The sequence below is a fragment of the Ruegeria sp. HKCCD7251 genome (assembly GCF_013031165.1).
Taxonomy (GTDB): domain Bacteria; phylum Pseudomonadota; class Alphaproteobacteria; order Rhodobacterales; family Rhodobacteraceae; genus Ruegeria.
On sequence record NZ_WPZC01000007.1, the window covers coordinates 179,967 to 206,506 of the forward strand.

A 26,540-nucleotide genomic window follows, 5' to 3' on the forward strand; every position below is an offset into this window, starting at 1 on the left:
TCAGTCGCAAAAGTCTTGCGGCACGCACCACAGCTCACATAGCCAACAATTCCCGATGAATTGCGACCATTGCCCAGGTGTCGCGCGTGCAATACGCCACAAGATCAGAATAGACCTTCTCGCGCGCTGGATCATCCGGTTCGGTCAGTGTTACGTCCTTCCAAAGGCGAGACGCGCTCGCCCCCTCTTTGATGTCCAGATCATCGTATGAAAGTTCTGGCAAAAACGCTGGAAGAACGGCCTTGATAGAGGCGCTACCCTTGAACGCAGGATCGTTGATCACTTCATCCGCAAACGGCTTCATCAGATCTACAACCCGTGCATTTAGACCTTCCAGGAACTCTGCGTGCTCTGGATAAGTTTCTGCCATTTCCGTATTGCGCGATTTTTCGAACGGGGCATACCAAACCACTACAGAGCCAACGTCCCCCATGTCCTCACGAAGTCTATTCAGTAAGGCTGGCATCGGGTTAGTGGCGTCTCGGTGGAGATACTCCCTGTGCTCGATTTCTCCGCCAGCCTCATGCTGGATATGCAAGGAATACTGGAAAGCCACTTGCTGATAGGGGCGCGTTCCTTCCCAGGGTGGCAGCAAACTCTGAGATGTCTCGTAGTCAAAATAGTAAACCGGATACACAATCTCGCTCAGAAACCTGCTTAACTCCTGATGATCGATTGTGCGTGCACCGTTCGCCACTGCTCTCAAGTAGCGTTGCGTCGACTTGCCCAACACAGATGGATCACTGATCTCGTCAATCTTTGTGATCCCGTCTGCGATGAGTTCTGAGGCTTTTTCCGCGTTCATGAACGGAAGGCGGTGGATGCTGTCTTGCACGATTGGAGTGTCTAGCTTCTCGCGGATCTCCAGCCATTCACCATAGGATTTAAGGCGCGCACGTTCCGGGGACGGATCAGGCATCGTACCGCTGGCAACGACGCTCAATGCCTGATCGATACGCGTGCGTGTTTTTTCGAGCTGCTCAGTCACCGCATCCGTGATGTCAGTGATTCTGACAAGCTCTTGAGGATTGATTTCGCCGTTTCTGACGTAATCACGGTTCACATGTGCCACTTCGCATCGCGCAATGGGGAACCCGACCGCCTCAAGCACGACACGCTGGAATGCGAGATCAAAAGTGTGCTCGGGCTTTGCAGAAGTCCCGCTCTTGATCTCTGTCAGAACGTACCCATCATCACTGCGGCTCACGATGTCGGAGATGCAAGTCATGGTTCCATCTTCATAGCGTCCCTGCGCCACTGCGTTTGCACCGTTTTTCCAAGCCTCCAAAGTACGCGCGGGCAGAGCCTGGTATTCTGAAAAATCTGAAAAACCGAGGCGAACGAGATCACCAAAAAGCTCCTCTGCATAAGGCTCAAACGCGTGCCCCTCATCAAAGCGTGCTTGCAACGAAGGGTCAATTGGCGGCAACAGATGCCTGGCATGTTTCTTGATCCAGAGCCAGGCAGGGTGCCTGAGAAACAACATGTAGTCTGATTTGGATAGCATCGTGTAATTTGCATTTCAGAATTGGTGAAACCAGTGGAAGACCATCATGGTCAGCTATTGAGAGCAACATTTCTTTGGTGCAGTCGGCGTCACCACTCTACCAAAGCCTCATGTAAATCGCACCGAGAGCTCGGTGTCCATCACGCCACCAAAACCAGCTGACCATTCTTCACCCGGAGACACTGGCCATGCGTCCGTCAATGTGCCAGTTGTGACTAGCTCGCCTCTTTGAAGCTGGTCGTCTTTGGAAAGCAGAGACACAAGATGAGCCAGGACTTTGATTGGGCCCCCAAGCGCGTTTTCACCCTTGCCGGCCTCGATAGCCTCGGCGCCCTTGAACAACGCTAGTGGCACTTCGGCCAAGCCGGTCAAGATATCATGCGTCGCCTCGATTTTGTCGCCAAGAACAAGGCAGCCGTGCAATCCTTGTGCTGCGATTGAGTCTTCGACCGAGAATTTCCAGTTGGGATAAATCGATTGGACGATTTCAAATCCTGGAGCGACCCACTCCACGCAACCTGCCAACTGCTCATCGTTCATTTCAGCCGTCGGTGTATGTCTAAGGCCGAGTACGATTTCTGGTTCAATCCTCGGTTCTGAATACCTTGCCAAGTTTACCGGCTGATCAGTCGAAAACAGCCCATCTGCGTGAACCTCTCCCCAAATGGGTTGATCTACACCATAAACAAGCCAAATCGCGCGGTTCGTGAAGCCGACTTTTCTACCAACTCTCTTTTTGCCCTGAAGCTTTCGGACGCGACTTGCAATCGAATAAGCGTCATCCAGCGTCAGCTGTACTGCCTCTGAGGACAGTTTAGGTATCTGCTGGGCAGAGTTCAGGGCATCAGCGATTTTCTGAGCGTTAGCTTCAATATCTCTTGTCATATTCGCATTATACGCGCCGACGGCTGGATTGCGATGCAAGCGAGGTTTTGAAGAACCGGGATGGTGATCTCCGCCTAAGTCTAGGTTCAGGACCTATGAAGTGTCTCGAATTTAAACGGCAGTTTCTACTATCAGCGGATGTTCGACATAATCGGAGCAACGACTGCAATGCGGACGAACCAGACATTTGTGATTGGACAAGGCACGTCTGCTTAGCGCCTGTTCCCGACCTTGGCTTCAGGATGTCTGAAAGCGCACTTGACCTGTTTTGCGCTCATGTTTCCCAAGGTGGTTTTGCCCCAATCTCTGCGATCAGAAAGTCCATGAACACCCGCACTTTAGGGGATAATACATTGGACTTGGGATAGATAAGCCAAAGAACATTATCTTCTTTGGCCACAAAGTTAGGCAGAACTTGGGTTAACCGGCCTGACTTCAGGTGTTCATGCACACTCCACAGAGCGTTCAGAGAAATACCGGCCCCGGCCAGCGTTGCACAGACCTGGCTTTGGCCGTCATCGATAATCAATTGACCCTTGGCGGATGCGGGATCGAAAACCGCATCCTTGCCGGCAGGTCCTGTAAGCAGGCGTGGTTGGCGATTTTGGAAAGCAATTAAGTGGTGGTTTGTTAGATCGCTGGGAGTTTTGGGGATGCCGTGTTTGTCGAGATAATGCGGCGCGGCACATAGAACGCGCTGGTCATCTGCCAGTTTCCGACCTTTCAAGCTGGTGTCCACTAGCGGCGCGTTCCTCAGTGCTAAGTCATAACTCCCTTCGATAAGATCGAACTGAACATCTGACAGACGTAAATCGAGTGTGAGGTCGGGGTGTTGCTGAAGAAATTTAGGCAAGATCGGTGCGATGTATCGCTGTGCAAAAGTGCTAGGCGCAGCGAAGCGCAATGTGCCTCGGATGGCGGTTGTTTGCTTGCCCAAGGCCGTAAGCGCCGCTTCCTCCTGTGCGATGATCTCTCGGGCAAAAGGCAGGAAATCGGCACCTTCGACGGACAGTGACACTTTGCGCGTTGTGCGATGCAAAAGCTCGGAAGCCAGGTTCTGCTCCAACTTGGCGAGCTTTGCGCTCGAGACCGCTGGAGCCATACCCAGTGCGCGCCCAGCAGCGCTTATGTTCAGCATTTCCGCTGCTGCTACAAACAATCGCAGCGCATCTGTATCAAGTCCCATTATATCGAAAACCCGAATTATCAATCCATGGATGGGCAGTTTATATGCAAATGGATTGGCGTTAAATCCCTTTCACCGATGCAACAAAGCGTAGGAAGGAGGCGCAAATGACGCGGATAGCCACAGTCAACTACCACGTTCACAAGCCTTACCGGCAAGCCTTTGAACTAGATGCAGGCGGGATTTCCGGTAATCTGGTTGCCCCCGAACTGGTCTCCACAGCCGTTACGTTAGAAGATACCCGCGCTACGACCAACACAGTTACATTTGCGTTCGATGCTGTCGAATTCATGCCGCTGAAAACGCAAGTCCAAGACTTTGCCAGGGATGCTTGGAAACCAACATACGATGCAGAACTGACATCAATGCTATTGGACAGGCTGAGTGTGTGCGAAGTTGTGGTTTTTGATCATACCGTTCGCACCGATGATCCTGGTGCGACACGCAAACCCGCGCGCAACGTCCACAGTGACTATAGCAAGGACGGAGCCGAACAGCGGCTTGTCGACCTGTTGGGCGCCGAAACCGCAGCGGAATGGGCGCAAGGTCACTATGCTTTTGTCAATGTGTGGCGCCCTGTGGGTCATCCTATCAATTCAGCACCCCTTGGCTTTGTTCGCCCATCATCGGTTGATCCGTCTGACTGGATCCTGCTGGACCTGATCTACCCCGAACGCAAAGGGCAAATCATGGGGCTGGTGGGAAACCCCGAACATGAGTGGATCTATCAATCCAAGATGACGCCAGATGAGGTCGCGATCTTTAACATCTACGACAATCGCGGCCTTCCATCGATTGCGCATAGCGCGCTTGATATGGTCGAAGATCCAAATGTCACTACCATTCGCAAGAGCATCGAGAGCCGCACTTTGGTGCGCTATTAAGGGGGTCCTGACATGTTGGATGAAACGCAGCCGACTGAGTTTGCCCAAATCAACGTGGCCTACAACCGGGTGTTTCGCCCGCGGCGTCTAAGCGTAGGCCTTGTGTTACCGCTTGAAGCATACGCAGTCGGTGCAGAGCCGACGCTGCGGGAACATCTGGAAGCGGCTCAGAGGGCAGAGGAACTTGGGTTTGCAGCACTGTGGCTGCGGGACGTACCGTTTAATGTTCCAAGCTTTGGTGATCCCGGACAGGTATTCGATCCCTTTGTTTATCTGGGTGCACTTGCAACGGCGACAGACCGGATTGCGCTTGGAACGTCGAGTGTAATTCTACCATTGCGCCACCCGGCACATGTGGCCAAGGCAGCGGCGACTGCAGATGTGCTGTCGGGTGGACGGTTGTTGTTGGGTGTAGCTTCGGGCGACCGCCCCGAGGAGTACCCGGCGATGAACCAGAGCTATGATGACAGGGATGAACGTTTCCGCGACAGCGTTGGCTACATCCGCGCTGTTGGATCGGACTATCCCAAGCATGAAAGCGCTCAGGGCACGCTGTATGGTGGGATTGACCTATTGCCAAAACCGCATGGAGCCCGCCTGCCGATGCTCATTACCGGTGGTAGCCAGCAAACGCCCGATTGGGTGGCACAGAACGGCGACGGCTGGATGACCTATCCGCGCAACGCCGCAGCTCAGGGGCAGGTCATCGCGGATTACCGGCGACGGGTGAAGGCCGCGGGCCAATCGGACAAGCCGGTCATGCAATCGCTTTACGTCGATGTCGTTGCTAATCCAGCTGCCCCTCCTCGCCCGATCCATCTTGGGTTTCAATCTGGCACTGGCTTCCTTCGCAGCTATCTGCGCGAGATTGAAATGCTTGGGGTCAATCACGTCGCACTGAACCTTAGGTTCAATCAAGCGCCTATCGAGGCGACCCTCGAACACTTGGCGGATACTTTGCTGCCTGACTTTTCTTAAAGGATCAGACCAATGACCAAGATTATTCTCATTACAGGTTCAACGGACGGCATTGGCTTGCTCACGGCAAAGAAGCTAGCAGCCGCCGGGCACAAATTGCTCTTACATGGTCGTAGCGTATCTAAATTGGAGAGTGCTGCTGCCGCAGTCGGCGGTGATGTCGAAACCTATGTCGCCGATCTAAGCGATCTGTCCGCGGTGCGAGATCTAGCCGAAAGCGTACGGGCCAAGCATGACAAACTGGATGTGTTGATCAACAACGCAGGTGTTTTGAAAGCCCCGAAATCCGTCCTTGAGAATGGGCAGGACATCCGTTTTGTCGTGAACACGCTCGCACCTTATCTGCTGACCGAATTGCTGCTGCCGGTCATTCCCGCTGACGGTCGCGTTGTGAACCTGTCATCGGCAGCGCAAGCCCCGGTAAACATCAAAGCCATGCAAGGCAATGTGCCGCTTGCGGATATGGAAGCTTATGCCCAAAGCAAATTAGCTATCACCATCTGGACTCAGGATTGGGCCAAGTCGCGAGCCGAAACACCGGTAATCGTTGCTGTAAATCCCGGATCACTTTTGGCCTCAAAGATGGTGAAAGAAGGCTTTGGCGTTTCCGGCAACGACATGAGCATTGGCGCCGATATCCTGATTGAAGCGGCGCTAGGCGAGAGGTTCACCGATGCGTCAGGTGCCTATTTTGACAATGATATTGGTGCTTTCGCAAATCCGCATGCCGCAGCACGGGACAAAGATCACGTTGCCGACGTCATGACCACGATCAGGGACTTGATTGGCCGGACTGGCTAACCCTCGCGGCGCGAAAGCGCCCCACACTTCCACCTTTAACTCTCCGACACCCCTCACGCATGCCGCGTCGAGGCCCAAGAAAGGACTGCCTGATGAAATACGAGAACTTTCAAACCTTTGACGTAGACGTTGAATACGGCATCGCCACCGTGACGTTCAACTTTGGTTCCGTGAACGTGCAAGGCCAGGCAATGCTGGCCGATCTCAACAGCCTGGCAATGCGGTTGGAGCGTGACCGCGAAACCAAGGTCGTAATCTTCCAGTCCGCCAATCCGGAAATCTGGGTCTGCCACTACGACACCGAGCTTCTCAAGGATATGTCGACCGAGGCGGTATCTCGCGACGATGCACAGCTTTTGGACCTGCAATCGGTTTGCGAACGGATCAGCAAGGTGCCGCAGGCCACCATCGCAAAACTGGAAGGGTATGCACGCGGTGGCGGACACGAATTGGCGTTGGCGCTCGACATGCGCTTTGCCGCGCGAGGAAAGTACAAGTTCATGCAGATGGAGGTCGGCATGGGCATCTTACCCTGCGGCGGTGGCGCCTCTCGCATGGCGCGCCAGACCGGTCTTGGCAAAGCACTTGAGATCATCCTGAGCGCGCAGGACTATGACGCGGATGATGCAGAGCGTTTGGGCACCATCAATAAGGCGTTGGAGCCGGACGAAATTGGCCCATATGTAACCGCACTGGCCGAACGGATTGCAAAATTCCCAGCTGAGTCGATCAATGCCTGCAAGAAGATGGTCTACGAATCAATCGACAAACCCATTGATGAGGCGCTGAAAGCCGAGGCTTATTGGCTCTATCAGGCCACCAGCAAAACCCCGGCGGTCAAACGTTTCACCATCGCGGATGAACAAGGGTTACAGCACGACATCGAGAACCAGCGCAAATGGGGCGATCTGGTGATGCAGGTGCAGGACATCAACTGACTTTCCCCCCAATACATCGATCTCGTCAGGCGTGCGTTGTTGCAACGTGCCCCTGATATTACGTCACAAAAAGGAACAAACCAATGAAAGCAATGGTTCTAAATTCATACGGGCCAGATGCGCCGTTCGAGATTGTAGATATGCCCGACCCGGTCGCGACTTCTGGACACGTGATCGTCAAAGTAGCCGCCGCCAGCGTCAACACGGTCGACACAATGATCCGAAGCATGGGCGCTGACCTACCCCTTTCCCCCGCACTACCCGCGGTGCTCGGCATGGACTTTGCTGGCACAGTCGTCGCAATTGGCGAAGGTGTGACGGGTTTTGCCAAGGGCGATGAGGTGTATGGCTGTGCCGGAGGCTTAATGGACTTGCCGGGCTCTTTGGCAGAGTACATTAATGCGGATGCCCGCCTGATTGCCCGCAAACCTAAGTCGCTGAGCATGCGAGAAGCCGCAGCACTGCCTCTCGTTGGCATCACCGCATACGAAGGATTGACGCGCGCCGATGTTGGCCAAGGGCAAACCGTACTCGTCCAAGGCGGCGCCGGTGGTGTTGGTCATGTCGCCGTTCAGATCGCCCGACACCTCGGCGCCACCGTTTCGGCGACAGGTCGTGGCGCAGATCAGATGGCTCTGATCGAGAGTATCGGTGCGCGTCCCTTGGACTTCACAACGGAAAAGGTTGAGGACTACGTGGCTGAGCACACCGATGGTGTAGGCTTCGACGTGGTGTTTGACAGCGTGGGTGGACCGAATATGACTAACTCGTTCGAAGCGGCGAAACTCAATGGTCAAGTCGCTTCAACGGTTGCGATGGTCGAGATTGATTTGACGCCCGCGCATTTCAAAGGTCTGTCTCTGCATGTCGTTTTCATGTTGATCCCGATGATGCACGATGTCGAACGGCAAACCCATGGGGACATCTTGCGGACACTAGCGGAACTGGCAGACGCCGGCGGGCTCAAACCGATTGTTGACGAACAGGCGTTTGGGTGGACGAATGTCGGTGCCGCCTATGCGCACCTGACAAATGGAGCTGCAGTCGGAAAAGTCGTTGTGGAGATGTAATCAGATTTAGCTGGGAATGGTGCGCGTGCAATGACCTTGCGCGCTATCTCAGTTTAAACTGCAATTGATGTCGGCTATCGGTGCTTAGCTGACCTTAGTGCTTATTGCAGCATTGGTCACTCTGGGCTCCCTGCGGTCGTTCGTAGCAACTTGCTTGAATGTCAGCTTAGCGGACGAAACGGTCAATCGAGATCGCTGTCGCTACTTGGAGTATTTCCAGACCTTCACTTCGGACGTTCTGCCGCGGATTTTCTGAAGACCTGCATCAATCAAGGGATCAAGATTGGCATTTGGGTTATGCTGTTTGATAGCACAAACCAAATCGTCGCTCACAATCAGCCGAGTGTTCAGTTGTCTGGTTAAGTGTTCGATCCTGCTTGCGATGTTCACAGTGTCGCCAATCACGCTGTATTCCAAGCGCCGTTCATTCCCTATGTCCCCGGCGACCACGGCGCCCCAGTGCAGTCCGATCCCAACACGGATCGGATCTTCGCCCGACAACGCTCTTTCAGCGTTCCACTCGTCCAATGCCTCGAGCATTTCATAAGCGCTGTTTAGTGCGTTTTCGGGGTCGTGAGGGTTCGGGTTGGGAGTTCCAAAGGTCGCCATCAGCCCGTCGCCAATGTACTTATCCAAGGTGCCCGAGTTTCTAAATACCGCCTTACCCAAGCGGTCATGATAGCCTCTAAGAAGCTCAATCACCTCATCGGCAGACGCTTTTTCGCAGAGTTTTGTGAACCCTATGATGTCCGCAAAAAGTACTGCAACTTTTTGGTGTTTACCGGCTGAAATACCAACACCTGATCTGCTTAATTGGTCGACTACATTTGGTGAAAAGTATCTTGCCAGACTGGCCCGCTTCCTCTCTGTAGAAAGGAGATTGCTAACGAGCCGCCGAGATCGCGTAACAACGATAGCAAACCCCGCAGACAATATCACAACAACCAGCAATTCTGTGGCGGCATATCCCAGAAACAGAAAATTGAGGTCAGTGCCTCCGGCAAGCCAGGCTTCAACTGTCTGTTCCGGCAAGTCCAGATTACTGTACGAACCTGGTAGGCTCAAAAACCATACCCACATGCCGATGCGAGCAATCGCTATACTGATACCGCACCAGACAACCAAGAAAGGCCGAAAGCTGAAGGATGCCTGCATCAGAAACATCAAAAAGTATAAGAAACGCGCGGAGTTCATCGAAATGGCTGGCGGCCACGAAATGTCGGAAAACGGCGAACCGAGACTGAAAACTACCGCCAGCAACAGGCAGTCTAACGTAACGAACACGTACTGAATGCTGCGTCTGCCAAGACGCGAGTATGCTGCGATGTACTGCAAACCACCGAGCAAAACAAAAGCGAAGATTTCAAGAAGAGCAAAATAATATGATGGCCCAGTTTCCGGGCTATCAATGGCTTGCCACAGTAGAACAAGTGCAAGAGCAATAGTGCGGACCTTTGCGGCGAGCATCATGCCTTGGCGTTCTTCTTCGGCGAAAGCCGCGCCGCCGCGTGATCGTACTCTTTCTTGAACGGTTTCTGACATGCGCCAGACAGTCTAACCTATTCACGCCAAATCGCTAAGTCATTCTCACGCATGGACGGAGAAGCAATACAACTCTGTCCGCTTTGGGCTCGAATTGGATGCTCGGTTAATTCCGCTAAATGTAGGCATTGCGAACGACACAGACTAGAATGTCTCAGTCACAATGCGGTACGTGCCTAACCGGTGTTTTATAAGCAGGGCGCGCGCAGTTTGACGTGCAACTTGACGGTCATTTTTGGCGAATTAATCTCGAGTGAGTAATTAGAATCTAAGGCGTTGCTCCGGTTTAAAATTGCCAGAACTTTGAATGGAAAATCCATGAAAAACCGTCTCCGACCTGTCGCTCCTTTATGCTTGTCGTTAATAGCTGCAGCCTCAATCAACATGCCCATAGTCGCCGAAGCACGTGATGTTGGCGATAGAGGTGCCGATAGAGCGCAGGATCGCGTGGACAATAGAGGGGATCGGGTTGATGGGGATCGGATCGACGGCGATGCGCGCGACGCTGTGAAGGACGCAGGCGAGAAAGTCGGCGATGAAGTCCGAGATGAATTGGAGGATGAAGCTGACGAAGTTCGCGACGAGTTGGAAGACGAGGCCGACGACGTTCGCGCCGATCTAGAAGAAGAAGTCGATGAAGCGTGTAAAGATTTGAAGCATGAAACGGGAAAGGACTGTGATTAGTCGAGTTGGCAGTCCAGTCCACCTTTCGCACCGTCCTACTAAGACCGGACTAGTTATTTTGATCTCTAGCCAGTCGTTCGCTCATGGCATCTTGTCCACGGCACTTCACCGACTGCTTTGGGCTCGGTGCGGTCATTCGCTAAATCACATCGCATGTCTCATTTGGAGGTACAGGTGTGCAATGGTGGTCAACTAGTACGCAGCAGTTGTTTTGCCTTCTAAATAGTTTGGCCTACTTCGTTAACAGGTGTTTCACCACCAGCACTCAGCCCCATCTAAGTTTAAGCGATTTTGCTGGTCCCCGGCAGATTGCTGGTCAAACTTGGTGGGGCTTTCCATCGAGATGAAAATTGCTAAATTCCATTTTTCAACGAACGCTCCGGGCTTGGTGCCGATGTTAAGTGAGTTACACTCAACGACTGCTAGGCGGACAAAGCAGTCGTTCGTAGAATCACTAAAGACGAAAATTCAAATGCGTGATAGCTCCAGATTATGGCAACGACATCTGCGCGAAATCGACCATCCATCCCTTATGCATTTGCGGTTATTGGTGTTCTTTTTGCTTCAATCTGTTTCGGGCTGGTTCCCTACTTCAGCCGCAGCCTAACCGAACAGGGTGTTGCACCCTATGCGGTCGCATTCTACCGCTACATTGTTGCAGCTCTTCTTCTGCTTCCCGTTCTCATCGTGCACCGAAAAGAATGGCGAGAGATCACTTGGGGTCTTTCCGCCGGAGCCGTAATGGGGCTTGGTTGGATCGGATATGTAACAGCGCTGGAGAAACTGCCCGCATCGACAGTGGGTGTGCTTTACATGACCTATCCGGTGTTCACCCTAGTTATTGCTTGGGCTGTGTTTTGCGATGCACCCACGCGACGCGCCGTGTTGGCCGCTGGCCTGATTGTGGTGGCAGCTGTCATTGCTGGCTCACCTGCGTCAGTGGCTGCGGAACACCTACCAACGCTGCTGCTATCCCTTGCCGCCCCATTTGGGTTTGGCTTCGGAATTTGTGTCCTGGTACATAGGTTGTCACGGATTACGCCGTTGGCACGTATCGCGTCAGTTTCTCTGGGGTCTGTACTGGGCCTCGCACCGCTCATCCTTGGTGCTGAGGTTGGAGAGCTTCTCCCAAGGGAACAATCCGTTTGGCTTTTCATTGTTGGTATTGGTCTGGTTACCGCTTTCGTGCCCCAGCTTATCTACACAATATGCTCACCTGTTATTGGGGCTTCCCAAACTGCGGTCGTCGGAAGCATCGAATTGCCCACAATGTTTGCCGTGGGATATCTTGCTTTTGGCGAAGCCATCTCTTTTCCTCAAGCTTTTGCATGTGCCTTAGTGCTGGGCGCAATCGCGATCACAAGAAGTAGAAAGACGCGCACCGTATCTAGCGTGCTCGCAAAATCACCAAGGCGGTAGTACTGGGCTTGGTACTGCTGTTCTTTGCGGTGAGCATAGCTGGCTGCTTGCGGCCCGAAGCGGGTAGCGAACGTTATGTGTTAAACGACCGACGTTGACCGGGGGAAGATGTCGGTCCATTTTTGTTGTAGTGAACTCTCGTTTAGCAAAGGACCTCCGGCTTATGAGGTACTTTATGATCGTTGCAAGCATGGGCATTTCTTCGGTTGCGACGATATCTGCGGCCGATGAGTTTTCGGACCTTGGCAAAGACCTCTTTGTCGAGCATTGCGCCAGATGTCACGGAATCGATGCAAATGGAAAAGGACCTGACGCAGCTGATTTGAAAACAGAGCCTGCTGATTTAACAAAGATTTCCGAACGCAGAGGGGGTGTGTGGCCCATGTTGGAGGTCATGTCGATCTTGGACGGTTATTTGAAAGTTCAAGAACCTCGCGATGACATGCCTATAATCACCGAGTTGAACGACGGCCCTACTGTCGAATTTGATACGGGGAATGGTTTGGTTACGCGTATTCCTTCCAGACTAATCGAAATTGCTGAGTATTTGGAGAGTATTCAGTCTCCGAAGCCGGAACGATATGTTCCGTGAAGTTCTGCTTCGCAGTTGAGTACGCAAAAGAGTGCTGCGTTGGGCGGGTGCCGTAATTGCCTGGAAGCAACGAATATACGGATCGACTTGTAGACGATGCCGTCGCGGTCTGGCCTAGCTTGCTTCAATATCAGGTCTCGCGCTTCACAGCGGTCTAATCCAAGACTTCTTGTAGTACCTCACCGCTCGCACCATTAGGACGTGCCGTACTTAATAATGCAGACAGTGTGGATGCGATAGCAGTCGTACAAACCCGGCGTGCAACCCGTTGCGATTTTAAGTTCGCTCCAGCAAAGAAAATCGGCACATGTGTGTCACCGCGCCACGGTGACCCGTGGGTGGATGTGACGGACAGACCATCGAAGTCTGCGATGAACCAGCCGGGTTTGAAAATTACGTATATGTTCCCGGATCGGGTGGGGTGGTAGTTGTTGCGGACCAAGCGCATGATGTCGGTATCGGGTAGGAGGTTTGCTTCGATAGCCGTACTGGGGACGGCGAATGCCACATCGGGAAAGGATAGAAGCTCTTCTGCAATAGCTGACTCCAGCGTGGGTAAATCAATATCACGGCGAGCCAATACTTCAGGGGCGATATTGAGATAGGGGTGATTATAACCCTCAAGCAGTTTCCCGGTGATCCCAAACCGCTCCTTAAGCCTGGCTATCTGTTCCGTCGGGTCCCATGTGTCCGGAGCAACAAGGCCAGTTTGGATGCCAACACTCTCCAAATAGCCCGGCGCATCGGTGGTGCCGTGGTCCGCCGATAGAACGATCAAAACGTTTTCCAGCCCAATCCGTTCGTCGATAAACGCGAAGAGATTCATTAGAGTCTGATCGAGGCGGTATATCGTGTCCTCGGCTTCAAGACTGGAGGGGCCAAACACATGGTTTACGTAATCCACGGACGAGAAGCTAATCGCCAGATAATCCGTTACCGCGTCTTGCCCGATATCCTCGGCAGCGATCAATCGTTTGGCAAATTGCGCCGTCAGATCGTCGCCAGCGGGGCTAAGCGTTAAAAAGGTCGTAAAGTAGGGATTTTCCAGCGGGTCAAACCCATTTTGCGTCGAAGAATAGCGATGAGGAAAGGTTGTGCCGAACCCGGCGACATCCGTCTCCCATGGTTGGTTGTCGCGGTCGCCAAAGAGATAGGCTTCCTTTGGGTGCATCAACTCCCAAGAGGTTCCTTCAAAGGAGGCGCTCGGCGATGCGTTATTCCATGCGGAAACCCAATCCGGGTATTTGTCGTAGTAATAGGAGCTTGTGACAAAACGATTTGCGGCTTTTGAGAACCAGAAGGCTTTGCCGCTTTGTCCCGCCATTGTAATAGCCCCACGATCCTTGATTGAAACTCCAAAGACCTTGGCCGCACCAGCAGTGGAGGCGCTTAATTCGTCCGAAAGCGTAGTAACAAGCATAGCGCTTGGTGACCGCCCATCTGTGCCAGCTGCCGCCTGAGTCGGGTCAATTTCAATATCGTCATTGACGCCAGCGCCATCTCCAAGAAGCGGAGCGGTGCTGTCTTCAACGTTGTAGACAACGCGGTCCAAGGTTCTGTCGAACCATATGTTTCCGATCATCCCATGCACTGCCGGTGTTGCCCCGGTGGCCAATGTGGCGTGCCCGACAACAGTCTCTGTATTGGCATGGCAATGATGGGCGTCCACATAGTGTACACCGTTTTCAAGTAAATACTTAAGGCCACCCTCCCCAAGATTCTCAAAGTAGCGTGTCGGCAGATCGCCCCGAAATGCGTCAACGGTCAGCTGCAAAACGAGACGAGGAGGTTCTTGCGCATACGCAGGAGCGATTGAAACCAACCACAAAGACAAACAAGCTCTCAGTGTTTTGGTCATAGTGCTTCCTTTCGCTGTATTGCGCAGCAGGTTGGCGGCGACCGCAATTGCGCGTTAGAACACCCGTTTCAATACCAAACTGATTACAAAAACGCTTCAAGTCTACTTCTTCCGACCTATCGCGAAAGAGCCTGCAACACCCAAACCGGTGTTCATACAAACAAATTCTTGGAACTGAGGTGCCCGGATCGGTTTTGATCCAAAACAAGGCTTTGGGTCTTTTGAGACACTAAACTCTGCGCCAGAAACCCTGTTTCAGGTGAAACGCTATGACCAAAAACCTATCGGTTTTTCTTATTTTGGCTGGTTTGGTAATTGCTGGTGCGTTGCTGTATGTCGTTGTTGCCGAGGATGGCGATGAATTGCCGGTCGGATTTGTGCAAGGAAACGGGCGGGTTGAAGCGGAACAAGTCGAAATAGCACCAACTAATGCAGGTCGGGTTGCGAAGGTAACGGCAACAGAGGGCAGTATGGTTGCAGCCGGTCAAATCTTGGCCGAAATGGACATAGACGAGCAATCTGCGGACCTGGATCGGGCTAGAGCCGAAGTAGCCTTGGCAAATCAGACAAGGGCTGAAGCAGAAGCGCTCGTTGTGCAACGCGAAAGCGAACAGCGCAGGGCCGAGCAAGAGCTTGATCGTGCCACGGCGTTGCTGGCAGGTCAAAATATCTCCAAAACTATTTTTGAAGATCGCGATACCACTCATAAGGTTGCTACAGCAGTATTGGGCGCCGCCAAAGCCCGAGTCGCAACCGCAGAAAGCCGTATTGCTGCCGCTGAGGCGGAAGTACGCAGGATCGAAGCACAGATTGAAGACAGCGCTTTAGTGGCACCTTTGCCCGGCCGCGTGCTTTACCGGCTTGCAGAACCCGGAGAGGTCGTTGGCGCAGGCGAACCAATCCTGACTATTCTTGGTCTTGAGAATGTTTACATGGAAGTTTTTCTTCCGGCGCGTGAAGCCGGACTTTTGCCCATTGGAGCTGAGGCTCGCATCGTGCTCGACGCTTTGCCGGAATATGCGATACCTGCATACGTGAGCTTTGTTTCTCCCGAGGCCCAATTCACCCCCAAACAGGTCGAGACCCTGGATGAGCGAGAGCAACTGGTTTTTCGCGTTCGCGTCCGTATCCCAATAGACTTGGTTGAAAGTCGGATTGAGCACGTCAAAACCGGTCTGCGCGGTGTCGCGGTGATCCGGCTGAACCCAGCCGCTGCTTGGCCTGAGGCGCTTGAACAACGCATCCCAGAAGAGCTGTTCGAATGAGAGTTGAGGATGACGCCTGCGATATTCACATTTCAGGTGTTACGCACCGTTATCGCAAGCATGTCGCATTGGATTCTGTTTCGTTAGAACTGCCAGGCGGCCAGCTTGTTGGCTTTATCGGGCCGGATGGGGTGGGAAAGTCTACACTGCTTGGTTTGATCACTGGCGCGAAGAAACTGCAGTGCGGCAATATCGACGTTTTAGGCGGCCCGATTGGCGATTCTGGTCATCGACACAACATTTGCCCAGCCATCGCGTTCATGCCGCAAGGGCTGGGTCGAAACCTGTATCCGGAGCTGTCTGTACGTGAGAACCTCGAGTTCTTCTCTGGTCTCTTTGCTCAAGGGCATTCAGAGCGGGACGAACGTATCGCAGCGCTATTGGCTGCGACAGGGCTTGCGCAGTTTGAAGACCGTCTGATGGGCAAGCTCTCGGGTGGGATGAAGCAAAAACTAGGCCTGTGCTGTGCTTTAATCCATGACCCCAAACTTTTGGTTTTGGATGAGCCAACGACCGGGGTCGACCCGTTGTCGCGTCGGCAGTTCTGGGCTTTGATTGACGCAATCCGAGAAAAAAACCCTGAGCTGTCGGTGTTAGTGTCGACGGCGTACATGGATGAAGCCGACGGTTTTGACCGGATTGTCGCGATGGACGCGGGTCAAGTCATCTTTCATGGGAAGCCCGCCGAATTGAAAGGGAGTGATGATGACCTCGAAATTGCATATCGTCGTCTGAGAGCGCGGGAGTTGCCTGTCGAACCGGCGGGGAAAAACAAAACGAATGGGAAGATCGAAGCAAGCCCAGTGATAGTTGCGCGTGGACTGACACGACGCTTTGGTGATTTCACGGCCGTAGACAACGTCGACTTCACAATCAATCGCGGAGAGATATTCGGGTTTCTAGGATCAAACGGTTGCGGCAAGTCCACGACAATGAAGATGTTAACTGGATTGTTACCATCCAGCTCAGGCGAAGCACTGCTGTTTGGCAACCCTGTCGATGCATATGACCGAAAAATGAGGCGTGAAATAGGCTACATGAGCCAGGCCTTTTCCTTGTATGGCGAGTTGTCGGCCCATCAGAACCTACAATTGCATGCGCGGATATTTGCAATTGCCGACCGAGAACAACGTGTTTCGGAACTCACTGAGCGCTTTGGGCTCGAAGAGCACCGGCATACGTTGGCGACGGCACTGCCTCTAGGGATCAAACAGCGACTGTCGCTAGCAGTAGCAGTGATCCACCGTCCGCGGGTGCTAATACTCGACGAACCAACATCCGGTGTGGATCCAGAGGCGCGCGATTCCTTCTGGGACTTGTTGATTGAGCTGTCGCGAAATGAGTCGGTAACGATCTTTGTGTCCACTCATTTCATGGGTGAGGCGGAACGCTGTGATCGCGTTTCGTTTATGCATGCTGGTAGAGTTCTAGCGGAAGGTACTCCGGCTGAACTGATCGCCGTTGAAGGGGCGGAAAACCTTGAAGACGCCTTCATTTCGATATTGGAAGCAGCAGAAAAACCAGTCTCTGTTGTCGCGCCAAAGGTCGGTTTTAGGGCCAGATCCCACGCCGGGGGAGGAGCGTTTTCTCGTGTATTGGCCTATGCGCGGCGCGAGACCGTTGAAGTAGCTCGTGACCCGGTGCGTCTGGCTTTCGCGTTTCTGGGTTCTGCTATTCTAATGTTGGTTTTTTGCTTTGGAATTACGCTGGATATCGATGAGCTTGAATTCGCGGTACTTGACCGTTCTCAGGGGCCGAAGAGTCGTGCTTATGCGGCTGAATTCGCCGGATCGTCCTACTTTAAAGCCAAATCGCCGCTGCAAAGCGCCAGCGAAGGGCGCGACCGTCTAGTGTCAGGTGAGGTCTCTCTGGTTGTTGAGTTACCACCTGACTTTGACCGAAAGATGAGTACGGGTGAACCAACCCAGATACTTGCAACTGTAGACGGTGCTATCCCATTTAAGGGTGAGACGGTTGAAGGTTATGTTTCCGGATTGCACCAATCATTTCTCGCGGAATATGCCCTTAACAATGGCAAAAGCCAGATAGATATCGCCAGGATCGAACCTCGGTTTCGCTACAATCAGAGCTTTGAAAGTATCGCCGCGATGGCTCCGGCAATGCCTGCTATCTTACTGATTATGTTGCCAGCTGTTTTGACTGCCGTAAGCGTAGCAAGGGAACGAGAACTGGGGTCAGTTGTCAATTTCTACGTGACACCAACCACGCGGCTTGAATTTCTAGTCGGCAAACAAATTCCGTACATTTTGATCGCCTACGCAAATTTTCTGCTTTTGGCCGGAATGACCGTTTTTCTTTTCGGGGTGCCGCTAAAAGGAAATCCTTTCCCTTTGGCTGTTGGTGCCCTTCTTTACGTTTGGGCAACGACATCCTACGGGCTGTTGATCGCTACAATGACATCCAGTCAGGTGGCCGCGACATTTGCAACTGCCATCGCCTCAGTTGTCCCAACAATCCAGTTCTCAGGTCTGTTGCAACCTGTTTCAACGCTTGAAGGAGGCGCACAAGTGGTGGGCTCATTTTGGCCTTCCTCATATTTCCTACACCTAAACGTTGGTGCCTTCACTAAAGGTTTGGGTTGGGAGGCCCTTGCGCCGGACATTCTGGCCCTCGCCTGCTTCGGACCAGTTCTGACACTGATCGCAGCCGTATGTCTTCGGGCGCAGGAGAAGTGAATGCAGCGCTTCTACTGCATATTCTGGCTAGGTTTGAAGGAAGTGATGAGCCTGCGCCGTGATTGGGTGATGATGGCATTGTTGGTCTGGTCGTTCACGCTGGCCCCGATCATGGAAGCAACGGGAGTGGCAAGTTCTGTAAACAACGCCTCGATAGCGTTTGCGGATGAAGACGACTCGCCACTTTCTCGAGCACTTGCCACAGCGTTTTTCCCACCAGAGTTCCAACCGGTCGTCCAAATCGAACCCGGAAAAGGACCTGCGTACATGGACGCTGGGCGCTTTATTTTCGTTGTGGCTGTGCCCCCCGGATTCGAAAAGGATCTGCGCGCAGGGCACAGTCCGGAGATTCAAGTTCTTATTGACGCAACCGCCATGGAACAGGCCGGTATTGGTGCAAACTACATCACCAGTATCTTGAGCGCTGAAATACATCGCTATGCAATTGGTATCGATCTAGTAAATGCTCCCTCAATCAGTGTCATTCTTAGAAGCGCCTTCAACCCAAATAGAGATACTGTACGTTTTGCTGGTATCGTTGCTTTGATCGGCCAGATCATGTGGCTCACAACTATATTGACCGGAGCGGCAATGATTAGAGAGCGAGAGCACGGGACCATTGAACATCTCCTTGCCATGCCTCTTGCTCCATTTGACATTGCCATTGCCAAGATTTGGGCGAATGCAGCAGTGGTTTTGGTCGCGACTGGTCTTTCACTAACCTTTGTGATGCAGGGTTCTCTGGGCATTAGTATCGCTGGACCCAAGATGTTGTTTTTGGTTGGCACGGCGTTGTTTCTTTTTACTGCGACGGCGCTTGGGGTGTTTCTGGCAACCATTGCGCGCTCTATGGCGCAGTTCGCGCTTCTGGTCATGTTGATTGTGCTGCCAATGCTAATGCTGTCAGGTGGAGAGACCCCAATTGAAGGGCAGCCGGCGTGGTTGCAGGCAGGTACTTTGGTTCTGCCGTCACGCCACTACATGTCAGCAAGTCAGGCTATTGTTTTCAAAGGCGCTGGTATTGAGACTGTCTGGCCGGAATTCGTTTGGATGACGTTGTTGGGAACGGCTTTGTTGTTAATGAGTTTACGGCTTTTTCGGCGTTCTCTTGCGCAGATCAGCTAGCGCTCCAATCTGTTGGCTTTGACAGATTGGAGCGCTAGCTACTCCGCCTCTGAAGACAGTTTGGATATCTGCTGGTCATAAGTCAGGGCATCAGCGACTGTATGAGCGTTAGCCTAGATATCTCTAGTCATGTTCGTACTATAACCGACGTTAGGTGCTAAGTGATAAGCTTGCGACGCAGTCTTTCAAAGCGGTTGTTCGCGGCCGGTATTTGGTCCAATTCAAGCTGAGCTCGCATGTGCCAAAGCAGCGTTCAAAAGCGGTCTCTTAAAGCATTACTAGCGGCTTCTTCCTACTTTGAAACTTTGACTTCGATGAGTTCTGGCTACATTCCAGAAAGCCCAGCGTTGGTATTCAATAGAAACTGGCGGAAAATTGGGCTGCTAGCCGCCCCAATGCCACGAGCGTTTTCCCCAACCGCTGCAGCCTCCACGACCGGAGGAATCAAACCGCGTTTGTCTTGGTTGATTAAGTAACGGCGAACCCTTGACACCAGTTCTTCCCGAATTTCAGGCGGGAACGCGCCATCGATAAAAATGGCCTCGAAGTCGATGACAGCACAGATTGAAAGAGCGGCCTTAGCTAATTCTTGCGCCGTGGTGCCAATCCATGGTTCTACATAGCGAGAAATGCTGCTCCAATTCTGCGGCTTCTTCCATAGAATCCCCGGGTCGACACCCGCTTCTATCAATCGGTCCTCAAGCAAAAACAGCGACGCCGTGTCGATCAGTTGCTGGCTCTCACCCAAAGGACCGGTCGTGCGCATGGCGCCCAATGCACCGGCATTGCCTTGGTTGCCTTCGAACACGGTGCCGTTCAATGCAACGCCGCCGCCGATCATTGAGCCAATAAAAAAGTAGAAGTAGTCACGGTATTCTGCCCCACGCCCATAGAGATGCTCTGCGTGACATGCGGCTGTTGCGTCGTTGACCACAAAAACCGGCAAATCGCTGAACTTGGCGACCTCGGAAAAGAAATTCACGTTTCTCCAAGACCGAAATTTTTTTGCAGCAAGCCCAGACAGATCGTGCCATTTCCAAAGTTCAAATGGGGTCCCGATACCGATCCCACAAACACGATCACGAAGCCTCTGGGGCTCGTGGGACAGAAGCGTTTCCAAACCAGACTCCAAAAAACCGAAAATGACCTCTGGTAGCGGATAGTCATAAGTCGTGGAAAGTTGGCGACGCGGTGTGCCAGTAAAGTCGATCAAGAGCAGATCGGCGCTACGCCTCCCGATCTTCATCCCAACCGACAAGATGCCTTCCGGATTTAATTCCATAGGGATTGAGGGCTTTCCAACCTTCCCGCGCAGTGGGGTTCCACGCTTGAGAATTGTGTCTTTTTCAAGCTTGCGCAAAATGATTGATACGGTCTGAGGAGATAGGCCTGTTAATCGCGCAACGTCGGCGCCTGCGGCGGGCCCATGCCGTTGTAAAACTGTCAAAATCAGACGTTCGTTGTGATCGCGAACCCCGCTTTGACTTACCCCACCGGTCAGTGTGTTGAGCGCCTCTCTTTGCATAGCCTGAACATAAACACCTTATTTTCTTATGAAAAGGTGCTTAGGTAAATTAATAAATAAACTTTATTTATTTATTGACAGAAAGGCTAGAATCACAGTTTCTTGAATTAGACCTTCATTGGAGGATGAGGGCGAGTCTCGTTGGCCTGCCATGCGGGGCATCAACAATTTTCTGGGAGGACTACATGAAAAATCTATTCAAGATAGCCGCATCTGCTACCGCGCTTACGGTGGCTGCCGCATCTGCCCACGCGGCCGGAGAAACCGTTTGTCTGATCACGAAGACAGATACCAATCCATTCTTTGTAAAGATGAAGGAAGGCGCAACGGCCAAGGCTGAAGAGCTTGGCATGACCTTGAAGGCCTTTGCCGGTAAAATCGACGGCGACCATGAAACTCAAGTTCAGGCCATTGAAACTTGTATTCTCGACGGCGCAAAGGGAATTCTCCTGACGGCTTCGGACACAAGTTCGATTGTCCCCGCTGTTCAGCAGGCGCGTGATGCTGGCTTGCTGGTTATCGCTCTGGACACGCCACTAAGCCCGATTGACTCCGCTGACGCAACCTTTGCGACAGACAACTACAAAGCTGGCCTATTGATCGGGCAATGGGCGAAGGCAAAGATGGGCGACGCAGCGGCTGACGCAAAAATTGCGACGCTTGATCTTAACGTCAGTCAGCCAACCGTGGACGTTCTCCGCAATCAGGGCTTCCTAGACGGCTTCGGTGTGGACCTGGCAGACCCCAATGTCATCGGCGATGAATCTGATGCACGATTGGTCGGCAGTGACGTGACCGACGGCAACGAAGAAGGTGGGCGCCGCGCCATGGAGAACCTTTTGGCCAAGGACTCGACGATCAACGTTGTTCACACGATCAATGAACCAGCAGCGGCAGGTGCTTATGAGGCTCTGAAATCCATTGGGCGTGAAAACGATGTGCTGATCGTTTCGGTCGATGGTGGCTGCCCCGGTGTACAAAATGTGCAGGCCGGAGTTATTGGAGCTACAAGTCAGCAGTATCCGCTTTTGATGGCTTCGCTTGGGGTCGAGGCTGTTAAAAAGTGGGCTGAGGAAGGCGTAAAGCCAGAAAACACACCCGGAAAAGACTTCTACGATACCGGAGTCGCTCTCATCACGGACCAACCTGTTGATGGCGTGGAATCGATTTCGGTCGCCGAAGGCTTGGAGCTCTGCTGGGGCTAAATCAGACTTAATGTATGAGGCGCATGAGAGCGCCTCATCACTCCTTTCACCAGCAAACCGAAACTTCCTGTACACTCATCTCGTGGGCATTACATCGCCCGCGAAAAGGGGGAGATATGTCCGAAGCAAACCAGAGCGCCAAGGAATTTGAATCCGCTGCCAGCAGGACAGAAACTGTTGCAGCTTTTGAGGACCATCGGCGTGGCGTTTTGGGGAGGTTGCAGCATCTTCTCCACGTCAACCCATCTTTTGTGCCGCTTATCGTTCTGGTCGGTGCGATTTTGATTTTCGGACTGCTATTGGGATCGAAGTTCTTCTCGCCTTTTGCCATGACCTTGATCCTCCAGCAGGTTCAGATCGTCGGAATCGTGGCCGCAGCTCAAAGCCTGGTTATTCTGACCGCCGGCATCGATCTGAGCGTCGGCGCAATTATGGTATTTTCTTCTGTTATCATGGGGCAGTTCTCTTTCCGATACGGCATTCCAGTGCCAATCGCTGTAATGTGCGGGCTTGCGGTTGGAACCTTGATCGGAGCACTGAACGGCTGGCTTGTCAGCCGCGTTAAACTTCCCCCCTTCATTGTCACACTAGGGATGTGGCAGATCGTACTGGCGACTAACTTTCTGTATTCCGCGAACGAGACTATTCGCAGTCAGGATATCGAAGCCAACGCTCCCTTCCTTCAATTCTTTGGAACCAAGTTCAGCATTGGTGGAGCGACCTTTACTGTCGGCGTCATTTTCATGCTCGCCCTGATTTTTGTGTTGGCCTATGCACTTAAACACACGGCTTGGGGAAGGCACGTCTATGCCGTGGGTGACGATCCTGAGGCGGCCGAACTATCAGGTGTCAACGTCCATCGAACACTCATGTCCGTCTATATGTTGTCTGGCTTGATTTGTGCCTTCGCGGGCTGGGCTCTGATTGGGCGCATCGGATCAGTCTCGCCGACGTCCGGCCAATTGGCCAACATTGAAAGCATCACTGCTGTTGTGATCGGAGGTATCTCTTTGTTCGGTGGACGGGGGTCCATTCTGGGGTCACTATTCGGCGCACTGATCGTCGGCGTGTTTACTCTTGGGCTAAGGCTGCTCGGCGCAGACGCGCAGTGGACCTTCCTGTTGATCGGTCTTCTCATCATCGCAGCGGTCGCAGTCGACCAGTGGATCAGAAAGGTATCGGGCTAATGTCAGACACAACTCCAGTCGTCCAAGGGCGCGGGATCGTGAAGCGCTATGGCCACGTCACCGCCATCGACCATTCCGACTTTGAACTGCGGAAAGGAGAAATCCTTGCAGTTATTGGGGACAACGGTGCGGGTAAATCTTCCATCGTCAAGGCGATTTGCGGGGCCACCATCCCGGATGAGGGCGAGATTCTGATCGAAGGGAAGAAGGTAAACTTTACCTCTCCAATCGACGCCCGCAATATGGGTATCGAAATTGTCTATCAACAGCTTGCCATGTCTCCTGCCCTTTCGATTGCGGACAACATGTTCATGGGGCGCGAGATCCGCAAAAAGGGGTTCATGGGCAAATACATGCGTCAGCTCGACCGGCCAGCTATGGAGAAGTTCGCCCGTGAAAAACTGACCGAGCTTGGCCTTATGACAGTGCAGTCGATCAATCAGGCAATTGAGACGCTGTCTGGCGGCCAGCGTCAAGGCGTTGCCGTTGCGCGCGCAGCCGCCTTTGCGACCAAGTTCATCATTATGGATGAACCGACGGCTGCTTTGGGCGTGAAGGAAAGCCGCAAGGTGCTTGAGCTGATCCAGGACGTACGGGCGCGTGGTATTCCGATCATTCTGATCAGCCACAACATGCCGCATGTCTTCGAAGTCGCTGACCGAATTCATGTGCACCGGCTCGGTAAAAGGCTCTGCACGATTGATCCCAAGGACTACACGATGTCCGACGCCGTGGCCTTTATGACCGGCGCCAAAGAACCACCAAAAGAAGACGCCGCGTGATCGAGCAGGATGCAAAGCGCGTGTGCGACCTGATCTCCTCCCGGAAGCAGGTTGGGGTTCGGACGATTGTCGCAATCTCCGGCCCCCCCGCATCCGGAAAGTCGACCCTGGCAGAATCCGTTGTGCAATCGCTGAACGCAAAACAGAACTCGGCGGTTCCTTTAGCCACGTTAGTGCCTATGGATGGCTACCATTTAGACAATCGTGTACTTGAAGCGCGAGGATTTCTGGCGAGAAAAGGCGCGCCAGAAACCTTCGATGCAATTGGGTTTTGCAATGCAATTAAAAAGTTACAATCCGCACAGCATGAATCATTTCACCCCAGATTTGACCGTCAAATGGATCTCGCCATTGCCAACGCGATTGCGGTTCACCCCGACACTCGGACTGTTGTTGTTGAAGGGAACTACCTTCTGGTGGATAGCGACCCGTGGAGAACATTGGCGGATGTCTATGCCGCAACGGTTTTTGTCAGCCCAACTTTGGAAGAACTCGTAAAGCGGTTGCATCACCGCTGGATCAAGCATGGATTTGATCCGAAAACCGCGTTGCAACGCGCGAAAACGAACGATCTGCCCAACGCTGAACGTGTCATCCGTGATAGTCGGAAAGCCGATCTTACACTGAACCAGAATTACACCGAATTCGGGATGCGCTATGCATTCTGAGTTTGCGCATTGGATTCACCCATCCGTTAAAGCAGCACCTCTAGGCGGGTTTTACTGCGTCCCATCAATGTAGATCCGAATCGAGCCGAATTTCTGCTTGATCTGGCCGCCCGATGGATAGCTTTCCTCACGCCGGTCGCAGTGCTTCTTGATCGCTTCAAAGCACTCGGTGACAATCCGAACCCAGCCCAGATTGTCTTTTCCGAGGTGCTTCTCAACGGAGCCGCGGATGTCATCATAACCGAAGGTGTTAGTCATCTGCCGGATCCCCGGTTCTAGGAGGGTCGGATTCTTGCACTGAAGCGATTTCCTCTAGCGCGGCGATGAGACGATGCAGGCCTTTTTTCTGCCTCTGCCGCCACCGTCAATTTGAGAGCAGAGAAGTGTTCGTCCGGTAAACCATTCCCTGCTTTATGCTTCCCAAGCTGGAGAGGTGATGACACCTCAAGGTCGCTTTGGGTTGATTGATGATCCTGAAACCTTCGACATCGCGCCTTTCAAACCCAAATCGATCTCATTGCATTGGGAGTTCATGTACACTCGGTCGCTTTTTGCGACTGGAGATATGAACCGTCAAAGCGAAATCCTGAATCAGGTCGCTGGGTTGATAGATGACGGAAAGATCAGATCCTCAGCGACCGATACACTTGGTAGGATCAATGCTACAAACTTAAAGAAAACGCATGCTATCCTTGAAAGCGGCAGGGCCAAAGGAAAGCTCGTGCTTGAGGGTTTTTAGATGAGAATTGAACGGCTGGATCATGTGAACATCGTGACGACTAGGTTGCCTGACATGGTTGCTTGGTATGAAGAGGTCCTGGGTTTGAAACTCGGGACCCGCCCTGATTTTCCGTTCCCCGGAGCTTGGTTGTATGCGGGTGATCACGCAGTGGTTCATCTTGTGGGTCACGAGGGAACGCCAAATGTCGGCTCCGAAGTGAAGCTCAAGCTCGAGCATTTTGCGCTCTCAGCCACAGGCTTGAGCGCATTCGAAGAAAAACTGAGCTCGAATCAGATCAAGTACCGCAAAACTGACGTCCCGGGCGCCCGAATGGTCCAAATCCATGTGGCCGATCCTGATGGAAATCACATTCACATAGACTTTGAAGAAATCGAGTAAGGGACAAACACTCGAAATAGTCGGAACGCAAAACTAAACTCGTAAATTCTTGCCGATTAGTGATCGAGATCATTACTGGGTTGCTTCCAAGAATTACCCGGACCAACATTTTTGGGCGGTACAAGCGTCGAATTGGAGATCAGCATGCTGGACCTCGAAACCAACAAGAAGAATGTCATTGCTTTCTACGAAATGATGTTCAATGAGTGTCGGCCTGCGGAAGCCATAGATATCTTTGTTGGTGATACCTATACGCAGCACAACCCGCATGTTGGCGACGGCAAGCAAGCGTTTATCGAATATTTCGAGCGCATGGCCGCCGAATATCCGGGAAAGCGTGTGGATATCAAACGTGCGTTTGCTGAAGACGACCACGTTGTTCTGCATTGCCACCAAATCTGGCCTGATGGTCTCGAGTACGCAGGTATCGATATTTTTCGCCTGGATGCTGAAGGTAAGGTTGTCGAACACTGGGACGTTCTTCAGGAGGTTCCGGCAAACAGCGAGAATGACAATGGCATGTTTTGACTTAACCGTTCTGACAGCGGTGCATGGAGCTTTGAAAGCTCCTGTCGGCTAAACCGCGATAATCAAACGGCATAAGTCTGATCCAAGAAATCCGC

General features: G+C 52.7%; 25 protein-coding genes. 18 read left to right on the forward strand and 7 right to left on the reverse strand.

The annotated features are described in order from the left end of the window. Positions 1 to 34: 34 nt before the first annotated feature. From GOX75_RS16595 to GOX75_RS16605, 3 genes are all read right to left on the reverse strand, one after another. On the reverse strand, positions 35 to 1,486 hold the full coding sequence (locus GOX75_RS16595; protein WP_171124919.1) for a DUF2779 domain-containing protein: 1,452 nt from the start codon (positions 1,484 to 1,486) through the stop codon (positions 35 to 37). A gap of 129 nt (positions 1,487 to 1,615) precedes the next feature. Beyond that, on the reverse strand, positions 1,616 to 2,431 hold the full coding sequence (locus GOX75_RS16600; RefSeq protein ID WP_171124921.1) for a 2-keto-4-pentenoate hydratase: 816 nt from the start codon (positions 2,429 to 2,431) through the stop codon (positions 1,616 to 1,618). A gap of 235 nt (positions 2,432 to 2,666) precedes the next feature. Continuing rightward, positions 2,667 to 3,578, reverse strand: coding sequence for a LysR family transcriptional regulator (locus GOX75_RS16605; protein WP_171124923.1), 912 nt, complete (start codon positions 3,576 to 3,578; stop codon positions 2,667 to 2,669). A gap of 107 nt (positions 3,579 to 3,685) precedes the next feature. Between GOX75_RS16605 and GOX75_RS16610 the strand changes: the two genes are divergently transcribed. From GOX75_RS16610 to GOX75_RS16630, 5 genes are all read left to right on the forward strand, one after another. Further along, a complete protein-coding gene (locus tag GOX75_RS16610) occupies positions 3,686 to 4,462 on the forward strand; it encodes a CmcJ/NvfI family oxidoreductase (RefSeq protein ID WP_171124925.1) in 777 nt (258 codons plus the stop codon). A 12-nt stretch (positions 4,463 to 4,474) separates the two neighbouring features. Then, positions 4,475 to 5,440: an LLM class oxidoreductase gene (locus tag GOX75_RS16615; RefSeq protein ID WP_171124927.1), complete on the forward strand. Its 966-nt coding sequence runs from the start codon at positions 4,475 to 4,477 to the stop codon at positions 5,438 to 5,440. A gap of 12 nt (positions 5,441 to 5,452) precedes the next feature. Next, a complete protein-coding gene (locus tag GOX75_RS16620) occupies positions 5,453 to 6,241 on the forward strand; it encodes an SDR family NAD(P)-dependent oxidoreductase (RefSeq protein ID WP_171124929.1) in 789 nt (262 codons plus the stop codon). A 92-nt stretch (positions 6,242 to 6,333) separates the two neighbouring features. Then, positions 6,334 to 7,179, forward strand: a complete 846-nt coding sequence (locus tag GOX75_RS16625) for an enoyl-CoA hydratase/isomerase family protein (protein WP_171124931.1) — start codon at positions 6,334 to 6,336, stop codon at positions 7,177 to 7,179. Between the two features lie 83 nt (positions 7,180 to 7,262). Continuing rightward, a complete protein-coding gene (locus tag GOX75_RS16630) occupies positions 7,263 to 8,249 on the forward strand; it encodes a zinc-dependent alcohol dehydrogenase family protein (protein WP_171124933.1) in 987 nt (328 codons plus the stop codon). Between the two features lie 201 nt (positions 8,250 to 8,450). Here the strand turns inward: GOX75_RS16630 and GOX75_RS16635 are convergent, their stop codons facing one another. Beyond that, a complete protein-coding gene (locus GOX75_RS16635; protein ID WP_171124935.1) occupies positions 8,451 to 9,791 on the reverse strand; it encodes an adenylate/guanylate cyclase domain-containing protein in 1,341 nt (446 codons plus the stop codon). A 318-nt stretch (positions 9,792 to 10,109) separates the two neighbouring features. Here GOX75_RS16635 and GOX75_RS16640 point away from each other — a divergent pair, with 318 nt between their 5' ends. From GOX75_RS16640 to GOX75_RS16650, 3 genes are all read left to right on the forward strand, one after another. Next, positions 10,110 to 10,475 carry a hypothetical protein gene (locus GOX75_RS16640; protein ID WP_171124937.1) on the forward strand — a complete coding sequence of 122 codons (366 nt, stop codon included), beginning with the start codon at positions 10,110 to 10,112 and terminating at the stop codon, positions 10,473 to 10,475. A 492-nt stretch (positions 10,476 to 10,967) separates the two neighbouring features. Next, positions 10,968 to 11,894 carry a DMT family transporter gene (locus tag GOX75_RS16645; protein ID WP_171124939.1) on the forward strand — a complete coding sequence of 309 codons (927 nt, stop codon included), beginning with the start codon at positions 10,968 to 10,970 and terminating at the stop codon, positions 11,892 to 11,894. Positions 11,895 to 12,069: 175 nt separating this feature from the next. Beyond that, on the forward strand, positions 12,070 to 12,486 hold the full coding sequence (locus tag GOX75_RS16650) for a cytochrome c (RefSeq protein ID WP_171124941.1): 417 nt from the start codon (positions 12,070 to 12,072) through the stop codon (positions 12,484 to 12,486). Between the two features lie 154 nt (positions 12,487 to 12,640). Here GOX75_RS16650 and GOX75_RS16655 read toward each other — a convergent pair whose 3' ends face one another. Next, entirely contained in the window at positions 12,641 to 14,344 is a 1,704-nt protein-coding gene (locus GOX75_RS16655) for an alkaline phosphatase family protein (RefSeq protein WP_171124943.1), read from the reverse strand. A 269-nt stretch (positions 14,345 to 14,613) separates the two neighbouring features. On the opposite strand from GOX75_RS16655, the gene GOX75_RS16660 reads away from it, so the two are divergent. The 3 genes from GOX75_RS16660 to GOX75_RS16670 are packed head-to-tail and all read left to right on the forward strand — an operon-like array spanning position 14,614 to position 19,430. Beyond that, positions 14,614 to 15,609, forward strand: coding sequence for an HlyD family secretion protein (locus tag GOX75_RS16660; RefSeq protein ID WP_171124945.1), 996 nt, complete (start codon positions 14,614 to 14,616; stop codon positions 15,607 to 15,609). Continuing rightward, positions 15,606 to 18,305: a ribosome-associated ATPase/putative transporter RbbA gene (rbbA, locus tag GOX75_RS16665; protein ID WP_171124951.1), complete on the forward strand. Its 2,700-nt coding sequence runs from the start codon at positions 15,606 to 15,608 to the stop codon at positions 18,303 to 18,305. Before GOX75_RS16660 ends, rbbA begins: the two co-directional genes overlap by 4 nt. Continuing rightward, on the forward strand, positions 18,306 to 19,430 hold the full coding sequence (locus tag GOX75_RS16670) for an ABC transporter permease (RefSeq protein ID WP_171123479.1): 1,125 nt from the start codon (positions 18,306 to 18,308) through the stop codon (positions 19,428 to 19,430). It begins immediately after the preceding gene. Positions 19,431 to 19,755: 325 nt separating this feature from the next. On the opposite strand, the gene GOX75_RS16675 is transcribed toward GOX75_RS16670, so the two are convergent. Next, positions 19,756 to 20,955 carry an ROK family transcriptional regulator gene (locus GOX75_RS16675; RefSeq protein WP_171124953.1) on the reverse strand — a complete coding sequence of 400 codons (1,200 nt, stop codon included), beginning with the start codon at positions 20,953 to 20,955 and terminating at the stop codon, positions 19,756 to 19,758. Positions 20,956 to 21,140: 185 nt separating this feature from the next. On the opposite strand from GOX75_RS16675, the gene GOX75_RS16680 reads away from it, so the two are divergent. The 4 genes from GOX75_RS16680 (at position 21,141) to GOX75_RS16695 (ending at position 24,797) form a co-directional block, all read left to right on the forward strand. After that, positions 21,141 to 22,160 (forward strand): sugar ABC transporter substrate-binding protein, encoded by a 1,020-nt coding sequence (locus tag GOX75_RS16680; RefSeq protein WP_170353723.1) that lies wholly within the window; start codon positions 21,141 to 21,143, stop codon positions 22,158 to 22,160. Positions 22,161 to 22,276: 116 nt separating this feature from the next. Then, complete coding sequence (locus GOX75_RS16685; RefSeq protein ID WP_170353974.1) at positions 22,277 to 23,347, forward strand: ABC transporter permease; 1,071 nt, start codon at positions 22,277 to 22,279, stop codon at positions 23,345 to 23,347. After that, complete coding sequence (locus GOX75_RS16690) at positions 23,347 to 24,129, forward strand: ATP-binding cassette domain-containing protein (RefSeq protein ID WP_174825670.1); 783 nt, start codon at positions 23,347 to 23,349, stop codon at positions 24,127 to 24,129. The genes GOX75_RS16685 and GOX75_RS16690 overlap by 1 nt, the downstream gene beginning before the upstream one ends. Next, on the forward strand, positions 24,126 to 24,797 hold the full coding sequence (locus tag GOX75_RS16695; protein WP_171124955.1) for a uridine kinase: 672 nt from the start codon (positions 24,126 to 24,128) through the stop codon (positions 24,795 to 24,797). The genes GOX75_RS16690 and GOX75_RS16695 overlap by 4 nt, the downstream gene beginning before the upstream one ends. A gap of 51 nt (positions 24,798 to 24,848) precedes the next feature. On the opposite strand, the gene GOX75_RS16700 is transcribed toward GOX75_RS16695, so the two are convergent. Continuing rightward, entirely contained in the window at positions 24,849 to 25,055 is a 207-nt protein-coding gene (locus GOX75_RS16700) for a hypothetical protein (protein WP_171124957.1), read from the reverse strand. Positions 25,056 to 25,203: 148 nt separating this feature from the next. On the opposite strand from GOX75_RS16700, the gene GOX75_RS16705 reads away from it, so the two are divergent. The 3 genes from GOX75_RS16705 (at position 25,204) to GOX75_RS16715 (ending at position 26,445) form a co-directional block, all read left to right on the forward strand. After that, positions 25,204 to 25,536: a zinc-binding dehydrogenase gene (locus GOX75_RS16705; protein WP_256368088.1), complete on the forward strand. Its 333-nt coding sequence runs from the start codon at positions 25,204 to 25,206 to the stop codon at positions 25,534 to 25,536. After that, the gene (locus GOX75_RS16710; RefSeq protein WP_171124963.1) at positions 25,537 to 25,917 is read left to right on the forward strand and encodes a VOC family protein; all 381 of its coding nucleotides are present in this window, start codon (positions 25,537 to 25,539) and stop codon (positions 25,915 to 25,917) included. A 144-nt stretch (positions 25,918 to 26,061) separates the two neighbouring features. Further along, positions 26,062 to 26,445, forward strand: coding sequence for a nuclear transport factor 2 family protein (locus GOX75_RS16715; RefSeq protein WP_171123467.1), 384 nt, complete (start codon positions 26,062 to 26,064; stop codon positions 26,443 to 26,445). The last annotated feature ends 95 nt before the right edge of the window (positions 26,446 to 26,540 follow it).